Source organism: uncultured Abyssibacter sp. (assembly GCF_964000955.1).
GTDB lineage: Bacteria > Pseudomonadota > Gammaproteobacteria > Nevskiales > OUC007 > Abyssibacter.
Genome location: NZ_CAXFCL010000212.1, coordinates 1 through 10,399, shown reverse-complemented (window position 1 = coordinate 10,399; position 10,399 = coordinate 1). Strand labels below are relative to the sequence as shown.

The 10,399-nt window shown below is 65.8% G+C and carries 8 protein-coding genes; 2 read left to right on the top strand and 6 right to left on the bottom strand.

Translation table 11 applies throughout. The annotated features are described in order from the left end of the window. Positions 1-737, bottom strand: a 737-nt coding sequence (guaA, locus tag ABNS06_RS10415) for a glutamine-hydrolyzing GMP synthase (RefSeq protein WP_348674478.1), incomplete at its 3' end; no start/stop codon positions are given. 37 nt (positions 738-774) lie between these two features. After that, positions 775-2,238 carry an IMP dehydrogenase gene (gene guaB / locus ABNS06_RS10410; protein WP_348674477.1) on the bottom strand — a complete coding sequence of 488 codons (1,464 nt, stop codon included), beginning with the start codon at positions 2,236-2,238 and terminating at the stop codon, positions 775-777. A gap of 67 nt (positions 2,239-2,305) precedes the next feature. On the opposite strand from guaB, the gene xseA reads away from it, so the two are divergent. Next, positions 2,306-3,664 (top strand): exodeoxyribonuclease VII large subunit, encoded by a 1,359-nt coding sequence (gene xseA, locus ABNS06_RS10405; RefSeq protein ID WP_348674475.1) that lies wholly within the window; start codon positions 2,306-2,308, stop codon positions 3,662-3,664. Positions 3,665-3,677: 13 nt separating this feature from the next. On the opposite strand, the gene ABNS06_RS10400 is transcribed toward xseA, so the two are convergent. Both ABNS06_RS10400 and ABNS06_RS10395 read right to left on the bottom strand, forming a co-directional pair. After that, positions 3,678-4,565, bottom strand: coding sequence for a hypothetical protein (locus ABNS06_RS10400; protein ID WP_348674473.1), 888 nt, complete (start codon positions 4,563-4,565; stop codon positions 3,678-3,680). 166 nt (positions 4,566-4,731) lie between these two features. Next, complete coding sequence (locus ABNS06_RS10395) at positions 4,732-5,253, bottom strand: hypothetical protein (protein ID WP_348674472.1); 522 nt, start codon at positions 5,251-5,253, stop codon at positions 4,732-4,734. A gap of 367 nt (positions 5,254-5,620) precedes the next feature. Here ABNS06_RS10395 and ABNS06_RS10390 point away from each other — a divergent pair, with 367 nt between their 5' ends. Further along, the gene (locus ABNS06_RS10390; RefSeq protein ID WP_348674470.1) at positions 5,621-8,023 is read left to right on the top strand and encodes a hypothetical protein; all 2,403 of its coding nucleotides are present in this window, start codon (positions 5,621-5,623) and stop codon (positions 8,021-8,023) included. Between the two features lie 18 nt (positions 8,024-8,041). On the opposite strand, the gene der is transcribed toward ABNS06_RS10390, so the two are convergent. After that, entirely contained in the window at positions 8,042-9,472 is a 1,431-nt protein-coding gene (der, locus tag ABNS06_RS10385; protein WP_348674468.1) for a ribosome biogenesis GTPase Der, read from the bottom strand. A gap of 24 nt (positions 9,473-9,496) precedes the next feature. Further along, positions 9,497-10,399, bottom strand: a 903-nt coding sequence (gene bamB, locus ABNS06_RS10380) for an outer membrane protein assembly factor BamB (RefSeq protein WP_348674467.1), incomplete at its 5' end; no start/stop codon positions are given.

The following is a 10,399-nucleotide window of genomic DNA, read 5'->3' as shown; positions in this document are numbered from 1 at the left end:
TGCAGCAGCGCGGCGACCACCGAGGAGTCCACACCACCGGACAAACCCAGCAGGACCTTGCCGGCACCGACCTGTTCGCGAACCCGAACCGTCAGCGATTCGATGATGTTGCCGGGCTGCCAGGCGTTGCCGCAGCCACAGATGTCATGGACGAATCGACCGAGAATCCGCGCGCCCTGCACGGTGTGGGTCACTTCCGGATGGAATTGCAGGCCGTAGAAGCTGCGACCATCGTCGGCAATGCCGGCCACCGGCGCCGATTCCGTGCCGGCGACGACGGAGAAGCCGCTCGGCGGCGCCTCGACACGGTCGCCATGGGACATCCACACATCCAGCTGGGCGACCCCGTCGTTGGAGATCGCGTCCTCGATGTCATCCAGCAGGCGGCAGGCGCCGGTGCGGGCAACGCGCGCGTAACCGAACTCGCGCTTGTTGGACGGCACGACCCGGCCACCCAGCTCGGCGGCCATGGTCTGCATGCCATAGCAGATGCCGAGAATGGGCACGCCCATGTCATAGACCTCGGCGTCCGCCCTGGGGCCGTCGGCCACCGACGCCGTTTCCGGACCACCGGAAAAGATGATGCCCTTGGGCGAGAACCCGCGAATCTTCTCGGCGGTCCAGTCCCAGGGGTGAATCTCGCTGTAAACGCCCAGCTCGCGGACCCGGCGGGCGATCAGCTGAGTGTATTGCGATCCGAAATCCAGGATGAGGATCTTGTCGTCACTGGGCTGCATGCTGTTCTCGGTCGAGCGGTGATCGTTCGGGCCGGCGTCAGCCGTCCACGCGGTAGTTCGGGGCTTCCTTGACGATGGAAACGTCATGGACATGCGATTCACGCACGCCCGCTCCGGTGATACGCACAAAGCTCGCCCGGGTGCGCAATTCATCAACACTGCCGCATCCGGTGTAGCCCATGGCCGCGCGCACGCCGCCGATCAGCTGATGGACGATGGCGGACATTGACCCCTTGTACGGCACGCGACCCTCGATGCCCTCCGGCACGAGCTTTTCCAGCTCCTGGGTGGCGTCCTGGAAGTAGCGGTCCTTGGAGCCCTGCCCCATCGCGCCCAGCGAACCCATGCCGCGATAGGACTTGTAGGAGCGACCCTGGTACAGCTCGACTTCGCCCGGGGCTTCCTCGGTGCCGGCCAGCATGCCGCCGACCATGACGCAGTACGCGCCGGCCGCGAGCGCCTTGGCCATGTCGCCCGAGTAGCGGATGCCGCCATCGGCGATCAGCGGTACACCCTTGTTGCGCAGGGCCTCGGCAACATTGGCCACCGCGGTGATCTGCGGCACTCCGACACCGGCGACGATGCGCGTGGTGCAGATCGAACCGGGGCCAATGCCGACCTTGACCGCATCGGCGCCCGCGTCGACCAGTGCCAGCGCGCCATCGCCCGTGGCGATGTTGCCGCCGACGACCTGCAACTCCGGATAATGCGTCTTGACCCAGCGAACGCGATCCAGCACCCCCTGGGAATGCCCGTGCGCGGTGTCGACCACGACCAGATCCACGCCGGCCTCGGCCAGCGCGGCGACGCGTTCCTCGGTATCGGCGCCCGTGCCCACCGCGGCGCCGACGCGCAGGCGCTCGTGGCTGTCCTTGCAGGCGTTGGGAAAGTCGGTGGACTTCTGGATGTCCTTGACCGTGATCATGCCGCGCAGCTCGAAGGCATCGTTGGTCACCAGCACCTTTTCGATGCGGTGCTTGTGCAGCAAATCCATGACTTCCTGCTTGCTGGCGTTTTCGCGCACGGTGACAAGACGCTCCTTGGGCGTCATCACGCTGGTGACCGGCGCGTCGTAATGCGTTTCGAACCGCAGGTCGCGGCTGGTGACGATCCCGACGAGTTCGGTGCCGTCGACCACGGGCACGCCGGAGATGCTGTGCTTGCGCGTCAGGTCCAGCACCTGCTGAATCGTCGTCGAGGGCGACACGGTGATCGGGTCATTGATGACCCCGGACTCGAATTTCTTGACCCTGCGAACCTCGCGCGCCTGAAGCGCCGGCGACAGGTTCTTGTGGATGATGCCCAGGCCGCCTTCCTGCGCCAGGCTGATGGCCAGCCGGGCCTCGGTCACCGTGTCCATCGCCGCCGACAGCAGCGGGATGTTCAGACGAATCTCGCGCGTCAGCGGTGTCGTCAGATCGACCTCGCGCGGCAGGATGTTCGAGAAGGCCGGCGTCAGCAGGACGTCGTCGAAAGTGAGTGCCTCTTCACTCAGGCGCATGGCGAACTTCGGGTCGGAAGGGGCGCGTAGTATACGCCGCTGCGCAACCCCCTGAATGCCGAATCGCATGGACTCACACGACCAACGCGCCATCTTCACCGTCAGCCAGCTCAACCGCGAGGTTGGATTGCTGCTGCAACAGGGTTTCGGGCGCATCTGGGTTCAGGGCGAGGTGTCCAATTTGTCGATTCCGCGCTCCGGCCACTGGTACCTGAGCCTCAAGGACGCCGGCGCCCAGTTGCGCTGCGCGATGTTCCGCAACGCCAACCGGCTGCTGGGTTCCCCTCCGCGCGATGGCGACGAGGTTCTGGTGCGGGGACGGCTCGGTCTCTACGAGGCTCGCGGCGATTTCCAGCTCATCATCGAGCACATGGAGCCCGCGGGCGAAGGCGCGCTGCGTCTGCAGTTCGAGGCGCTCAAGCGCAAGCTGGCCGCCGAGGGGCTGTTCGACGCCGAGCGCAGGCGGCCGATTCCCGCCGAACCGCGCTGCCTGGGCATCGTCACCTCGGCAACCGGCGCCGCGCTGCGGGATATCCGCGCCGTGCTGTCGCGTCGCTGCCCCCTGATGGATGTGGTCGTTTACCCGACCCTGGTCCAGGGCGAGCGCGCCGCCGCCGGCATCGAGGACGCCATCGCCAGAGCCAACCTGCATGGCGTGGCCGACGTGCTGATCGTCAGCCGCGGCGGCGGATCGCTGGAGGACCTGTGGCCGTTCAACGAGGAACGCGTGGCCCGCGCCATTGTCGGCTCGCATATCCCGGTGATCAGCGGTGTCGGTCACGAGGTGGACACGACCATCGCCGACCTAGTGGCCGATCTGCGCGCGCCGACGCCATCGGCCGCGGCCGAACTCGCCGTGCCCGACCTGCGTGATCGCATGGCGGTTCTGAGGACGCTGTCCTCTCGGAGCAGGCGGGCGCTGCGCGCACTGCTGCAGGGCAGGCACCGGGAACTCGATGCCCTGCACCATCGCGTGACGCTGGCGCATCCGGGCCGACATCTGGAGCAGCGTGCCCAGCGCGTGGACGAACTGGCCGAACGGCTTCGGCGGCTCGCGCAGGGCCGGCTGGAGACCGGTTCACGGCATGTCGACGCCCTGCACGCCCGACTTCAGGGCCAGCACCCGCGGCAAGCTCTGCAACGCGCGTCGGTTTCGCTGGATCAGTGGAATGCGACGCTGACACGCGCGGCGAACCGAACCATGGACCGGCACCGCAACCGGATTGGCTCCCTGGGCCGCGAACTGGACGCGGTAAGCCCGCTGGCGGTGCTGAATCGCGGATTCGCCGTCGCGACCGATACGGATCAACGCGTGGTGCGCTCGATCGAGCAGGTCGCGACCGGCGACACGCTGCGCATCCGTCTGGCGGACGGCACCCTCGACACTCGCGTGGAGGATCGCTCGCCGCAGGGCGAACAGGACTAGACCGCGGAGATGCCTAGCTGCAGAGCGCGCGCAACTGGGCGAGGCTGTAGCTGGCCTCGGCGTCGTCGCTGCGAATCACGAACTGACCGTTTTCCACGCTGGCGGTGACATCGGCTCCACCCCCCAGCGTGATGCGCAGCGCGCCGGCTGTCGGGGCACCGCTGGCGTTGAAGCGAATCGGCGTGGTCGTGTCGAAGGCGGCTTCACCATTGGCGCAACCACTGACCAGATCACCGGCATTGGTGCTGAATGCGCCATCGATGGACAACGCGTAGCCCTCGGCGTCCTCGGTCTCGACGAACGTCACCTGATCGTAGTCGTAGCGCAGTTCCGGCAGACCGGCGGCCCGATCCCGCGACGTGACCGTGCCATCCAGCAGCGAGCGATAAGTCGTGCTTCCGGCTCCGGTGGTCACGGAGTGGCGGTCCGTCAGCAATGTGGTGGATCGCAGATCCACGCCGTTGCTGTCCTCGCTGATCGCGACCAGCGGTTCGCCGCCCTCGCCATACTGATCCAGGAAATAACTGGCGTCGTCGCTGCACTCAAAACCGTCGTGACAACCCGTCTCGACGGAGCGCTCCACGCCATCAAGCGTCGTAATCAGGACATAGCTGCCCGAGGTGTACTGTGTCGCGCAGCTGTCGTACTCGGTGCGGCCGGTCATCTCATCCACGGTCACGCTGCCGCTGTCACAGGCTGTCGTCACCGCGGCCTTGCCCTGCGACATCGACACCCCGCCACCGAAACCCAGGGATTTACGCGCGGCGTCGTCACCGCCACCCAGCAGCGTGGTCGTCAGGGCGACGAACCCGGCGCCGGCCGCCAGAGCATCTTCGGTCGTTGCCGTCGTCTGATCATCGCCACCGCAGGCCGACAGGCCGCAGGCTACCAAGATCGCCATTGTCGTTCGGGACGCTGAAACAACCGCTCGCATGGCACCCCCCACTCACCACAAATCTGATTGCAGTGCAGCATATCACTGCCGATCGGTCCTCGTATGACGCCGCGGACACAAAAAAAGGCGCGCTGGCCCGAAGGCCAGCGCGCCTGACTCGAGGTGTCAGCGATTATTCGCCGAATTCTTCCTCGACATCTTCTTCCGCTTCATCGAACTGGTCTTCAGCTTCGTCGGAAGCATCCGAGTCTTCTTCACCCATGTTGTCTCCGAGTGAAGCGATGAAGTTCGAGAATTCACCGTCGCTCAGCGTGGCGTCGCCATTGGAGTCGACCGACGCGAAGCGATCGCGCAGCGGCGTGCCCTCGGTTTCCAGCTGAGACAGCACGCCGTTGCTGTTTTCGTCCATTTCCGAAAACGCCTCGTCCGGGGATTCGGTCATGTCCTGAAAGCTGACACCCGTGCTGACGGACATCGAACTGCTTCGATCCGCATTCGGACCGGAATACTCGCCTTCACGGCTGTACTCAGTGGAGATGCCCTCACGTGACGCATCGCCCGAGAGGCTGGTGCTGCCCTCGTAGCTCCGGTTTTCCGTTTCCACGGACGTTTCCGTGTCCAGCGAACCGTCAGCGGCGAGCGCGGCGGTGCTGACCATCAGGGCGGAGCTGATCAAAGCAATCTGCGTTTTCATGGTGTGTTCTCCAATTCAAGTTGGTCGCAGCCTTTCGACTGACAACCCAAACGTCGCAGGGGATGTGCCAACTATTTTTCTCTTTATTTCAATAACTTAGACACACCCACCTGTCACCCTGAGGAAACACCCGCTTCCCATCATGGGTTATGCGCAACGGCTTATTCCCATTTATTTCAATGACTTACCTTTGTTGCTTGTCAGGGACGGTTTTTTCGACAGAGTCGCGGATTGGTGAAATGCCGCCGGAATGGGACGTCAAACCCACTGGGGCTGCCCCCCGATAGTAAATCCGACCCTACCCACCCGGACCGATGGTTCTTGCCACTAGGGTGTCATCCACCGATCCCAGAACCCGACCAGAACCATGCAGGATTTCACGACGACCATGCGGTTGATGACCTTGGCCAGCGCGGCCGTTCTGCTGTCAGCCTGCGGCACGAGCGCGGACGTTGCCGGCGGCGATCAGCCATCCCCGCCAACGGCCAAGGAACAGACGATCTACTCCGTCGCCAAGGGCTGCTACGTTCTGCACGCCGATACCGGGTTCGTCGCTCTCAATGACAGCGGCACCGATTTCAACGTCAACCCGGATCCCGCGGCCGCGACGCCGCTGCGGTTCGAGCCGACGGCACTGGGGTCTTACCTGCTGATGTCGTCCTACTCGCGTGCGCCGGGCGAACGCGGCACCAAGACGCTGCTCGGCATCACCGATCCGGCCGGCCAGCTGCTGGACGGCCTGGGCAATTTCGTGGGCCAGGTGGGCGAACTGGTCAGCGGTGTCGGTGACATCACCGATATCCTGCTGGACATCCTCGACCCCGGCAGCGGCCCGATCCGCGACGTCGGCGAGACCGTCGGAGACATCGGTGACGTGGTGGGCGGGATCGACGTCAACCCGCAACTGGCGGTCGTCAACGGCGCAAACGATCTGGCGGTCTGGAATCTGTTGCCCGCCGGTGAAGGCAGTTTCAGCTTCAGCAACGCGATCACGGGCCATCGGCTGGCGGCCTTGGATTCTCTGCTGGGCCTGACCAAGGCCACGGACGCGGGCATGGAGACGGCGTTTACGCTGGAGCCCGCGACCGGCTGCGACACCTACCCCGAGGCCGAGCTGAACGCGACACTGCTTGATGACGCGGGGCCGGCTTTCTACATGCGCGATGTTCCCCTGTTCAGCAACAGCGCGGCTGCGAGCCGCCTGGATGACGACGACCTCTTCGGATTCGTCGACGCCCACTCGCATATCACCGCCTACGAATTCATCGGCGGGCAGGTCAACTACGGCGACCCCTTCCACAAGTTCGGTGTCGATCATGCGCTGGGCAACTGCGCCATCAACCACGGCCCCGCCGGCGCGCTGGGTCTGGTCGAGACGGTCACCTCAGGCGCGAGCCCGGTGCATCAGACACGGGGATGGCCGGACTATCCCTACTGGCCGAAGCACAACTCGCTGCAGCATCACCAGAGCTACTACAAGTGGATCGAGCGCGCCTACATGGGCGGACTGCGCATTCTGGTGAACCACTTCACCGGCAGCGAGGTGCTCTGCCAGGTGAACCCGCAGAAGCAGAACGCCTGCGACTTCGAGGAAAACTGGCGTCTGCAGTATCAGCGCATCCACGAGATGCAGGATTACATCGACGCCCAGAACGGCGGTCCCGGCGAGGGATGGTTCCGCATCGTCGATAACCCGGCGGACGCCCGGGCCGTGGTCGAGGACGGCAAGATGGCCGTGGTGATGGGCATCGAGATCTCCAAGCTGTTCAACTGCGGTGAGTTCCTCGGCATTCCCGAATGCACCCGCGAGGAACTGGTCGAGCGCCTGGATGCCGCCTACGACATGGGTGTGCGCCACATCTTCCCGATCCACAAGTTCGACAACGCCTTTGGCGGGGTGGTCCCCGACGAGGCGCTGGGCATCGGCACGATTCTCTACGTCGGCAACCTGGTGGAAACCGGCACGCCGCTGCTCTATGAGGAGTGCCCCGCCACGTTCCAGGACCCCTCGATCGATTCGCCGGACGCGGTCAACCCGCTGGGCCTGATCGATCAGCTGCTGTTGCAGCTGGAGTACATCAACGGCCAGCTGAGCCAGGCGCTCCCCATCCCGCCTCTGGTGCCGCAAACCGAACACGGCCTCTGCAACCTGCAAGGCATCACCGAGCTCGGGCAGTTCCTGGTCGAGGAACTGATGCGCCGGAACATGGTGATCGAACTCGATCACAGCTCCCGTGCGGTCATCGACCGCATCCTCGAACTGGCCGAGATCAACGACTACCCGGGCGTGACCAGCAGTCACGACTGGCTCTACTCGGAGGAACTGCTGGACCGCGTCGTCGCCGACGGCGGCACGATCAGCCGGTTCGCCAGTTCGCGCAGCACCTGGGTGGACAGGTTGTTGCGGGCGGGCGAGCGGCCGGCCACGCTGCGGGTTGGCGGCATCGTGCCGACGGGCATGGCCAGCGATGTCAACGGCATCGCCTCACTGCCCGGCAACAGCGCGCCGCCTGAAACACCGCTGTACCCGTTCGTTTCGGTGGATGGCCGGGTCGAGTTCGACAAGCAGGTCACCGGCGACCACGAATTCGGCCTGTACGACGGCCGCGGCATCGCCCACTACGGGCTTTATCCGGACCAGATCGCCGACATGCAGCGCTTTACCGAGGACCGCAGCCGGCAGGAGGTCGACGACGCACTGCGGGCGCTGTTCTCCTCGGCCGAAGGCTATCTGCGGATGTGGGAGGCCACGGACGCCTGGCGACGCTAGACGCGTCGCGCCCGGGCGCTACTTGTTCTTGCCGAACCGCTTGATCTGCCGCTTGCGCTTGCGCTCCTGTCGGGGCGTCAGTGTATTGCGGCGACCCTCGTAGGGGTTGTCCCCGCTCTTGAGGATGATCTCGACGGGCGTCGCATACAGATCGAAGGCCTCGCGGAACCGGTTGGCGAGGTACCGCTTGTAGTCCGTGCTGACGCGAGCCGTCTGGTTGCCATGGATCACGATCTTTGGCGGCCGGCGCCCGCCCTGGTGAGCGTATCGAAGCTTGATCCGTCGGCCGTGCACCGCCGGCGGCTGGTGCGCTCGCACCGCGTCCTCCAGCACCTGTGTCAGCGCTGACGTGGTCAGATCGGCATTCGCGGAGTCCGATGCGCGGACCACCGAGCGCATCAACTCGCCCAGCCCCGAGCCGCGCAATGCGGAAATCGGATGCACCGGCGCGAAATCCAGATATGGCAGCTTGTAGTCCAGGTCCTCGCGGATCTGACGCCGGACCTCGTCCGCAAGCTTGTCCCACTTGTTGACCGCGACGATGATCGAACGACCCTCGGCGGCCGCCAGGCCCAGCACCCGCGCATCCTGGGCGCCGATGTCCGAACGCGCGTCGACCACGACAATCGCGACATCGCTTTGCTCGATGGCCTGCAGGGTCTTCACCCCGCTGAACTTCTCGGCGATGCCGTCGCGCTTGGAGCGGCGCCGCAGCCCCGCCGTGTCCACGAGACGGAACGAGCGCCCCTGCCAGTCGAACCCGACCTCGACGCTGTCCCGCGTCGCGCCCGGCGCATCCGCGGCGACCACGCGTTCCTCGCCCAGCAGCCGGTTGACCAGCGTGGACTTGCCGACGTTGGGCCGACCGATCACGCAGATGCGCGGCACCCCGGGGTCGCGCGGCGGCGGCTCACCCTGCGCGTCCGCCGGCAGATGCTCGGCCAGCAACTCGCCCAGGGACGCCAGCCCCCGGTTGTGCGCGGCCGCGATTGGCAGCGGTTCGCCCATCCCCAGGGCGTAGAAGTCGGCGTTCGCCTCGACCGCGCTGAGACCCTCTGACTTGTTGACCGCGAGCACGACCGGGCGGTCCTGCCGACGCAGCCGGCGCGCGATCTCCTGGTCAGCCGGATCCAGGCCGGCGCGGGCATCCACCAGAAAGACGACGACATCCGCCTCGTTCAGTGCCGCGGTGGCCTGCGCCTCCGTCATCTCGCGGAAATCCGGGTCCTGGTCCGGCCCGATGCCCCCGGTGTCGACGACGATGAAGCGCAGCCCCTCGAGCCGACCGATGCCGTACTGACGATCCCGGGTCAGCCCGGGAAAGTCGGCGACCAGAGCATCGCGCGTTCCGGTCAGCTGATTGAACAGCGTGGACTTGCCGACGTTGGGCCGACCGATCAGCGCAACAACCGGCAGCGCGCCGGATTCCGCCGGGGTGGCTGATGACATGTCAGTGTCCGTGATGACGGCGGGCTACGGTTCGACCGGCACCACTTCCAGCGCCGCGAGCGTGCCATCGGTGGCGAGCACGTAGAGACGCTCGCCCTCGATGCGAGGCGCGGCGCGGATCGCGTCACGCGACGGCCGGGCGCGGCCGACAATGCGACCATCCGCCGGCGACAACACGTGCAGATACCCTTCGTAGTCGCCGACAATCAGGTTGCCGCGATACCAGACCGGCTGGGTCAGACCCCGATAGCCAAGCGCCGTCTGGTCCCAGACCGCGGCGCCGGTGATCACGTCCAGCGCCCACACGGTGCCGGCAGCGTCGGTGACATAAAGCTGATCGCCGTTCACAGCCATGCCGGAGTAGCTGCGCAGGTTGCGACGCCAGATCTCGCGACCGGTCACGGCCGACAGCACCACCAGTTCACCCCCGTAGCTGGCGGTGAACAGGCGTCCGTCGTCAAGCAGCAGCTGCGCGTCGACATCGACGATGCGCTCCAGCTCCGAACGGCCGGTCGGCTCGCGAATCAGCTGTTCCCAGTCCACCTCGCCGGTGCGGGTGTCCAGCGATACCACGTGGCCGGTATCCAGACCGATGATGGTGTTGGAGCCACGAACCAGCGGATCGGACATGCCGCGCAAGGTCAGCGCCGGAGCGCTGCGGTTGAACTCCCATTCGCGCTCGCCGTTGCCGGCGTCCAGCCCGAACACGCGACCGTCAACCGTCCGCGCGATGACCCGCCCGTTGCCTTCGATCGGCGCGGCCAGCACCTCCGCGTCGACCACGGAGCGCCAGTGCTCTTCACCGGTGACGGCATCCAGCGCGATGACTTCGCCATCCAGTGTTCCGAGCAGGATCTGCCCGTCACCGAGTCCCGGGCCGGCGACAAAACGATAGTCCGTGGACTGGGTCCAGAGCGTGGCGCCCGC

Excerpts from the sequence above, each read along its gene's own strand:
- ABNS06_RS10390 (WP_348674470.1), top strand. The coding sequence starts at position 5,621 with ATGCAGGATTTCACGACGACCATGCGGTTGATGACCTTGGCCAGCGCG.
- xseA (WP_348674475.1), top strand. The coding sequence starts at position 2,306 with ATGGACTCACACGACCAACGCGCCATCTTCACCGTCAGCCAGCTCAAC.
- ABNS06_RS10395 (WP_348674472.1), bottom strand. The coding sequence starts at position 5,253 with ATGAAAACGCAGATTGCTTTGATCAGCTCCGCCCTGATGGTCAGCACC.
- guaB (WP_348674477.1), bottom strand. The coding sequence starts at position 2,238 with ATGCGCCTGAGTGAAGAGGCACTCACTTTCGACGACGTCCTGCTGACG.
- der (WP_348674468.1), bottom strand. The coding sequence starts at position 9,472 with ATGTCATCAGCCACCCCGGCGGAATCCGGCGCGCTGCCGGTTGTTGCG.
- ABNS06_RS10400 (WP_348674473.1), bottom strand. The coding sequence starts at position 4,565 with ATGGCGATCTTGGTAGCCTGCGGCCTGTCGGCCTGCGGTGGCGATGAT.